1 protein-coding gene is annotated in these 238 nt (G+C 60.9%); it reads right to left on the bottom strand.

Going from position 1 to position 238, the window contains the following annotated elements:
- Nucleotides 1-8: 8 nt before the first annotated feature.
- On the bottom strand, nucleotides 9-238 hold a 230-nt coding region (locus RM50_RS20945), incomplete at its 5' end, for a hypothetical protein (protein WP_043456396.1).

Here is a 238-nt window from a genome sequence, read left to right as displayed (position 1 = left end):
CTGCACGGTCAGCATGTGACGGTGACCGGTTTGGGTGAGCTGTTCCAGACATTGGTGCTGCCCGGTACCCGGTACTGCGCGTCAACCGAGTAGGTCCAGATGCTCCCGGGGGTGCTGTTGGCTGTAAAGACGTTACCGAGGGTGAGGTTAACCGTGGACTTGACCTTCGCCGGGTCGGTCACGGTCAGTGCGTAGCCATTGGCTTTGGCGACTGTTCCGTGGCTGACCACCGTGATGG

This window comes from Pseudarthrobacter phenanthrenivorans (assembly GCF_000813845.1).
Taxonomy (GTDB): Bacteria; Actinomycetota; Actinomycetes; order Actinomycetales; family Micrococcaceae; genus Arthrobacter; species Arthrobacter phenanthrenivorans_B.
The sequence above is the reverse complement of the archived record's forward strand: the minus strand, read 5'-3'. Positions and strand labels throughout refer to the sequence as shown.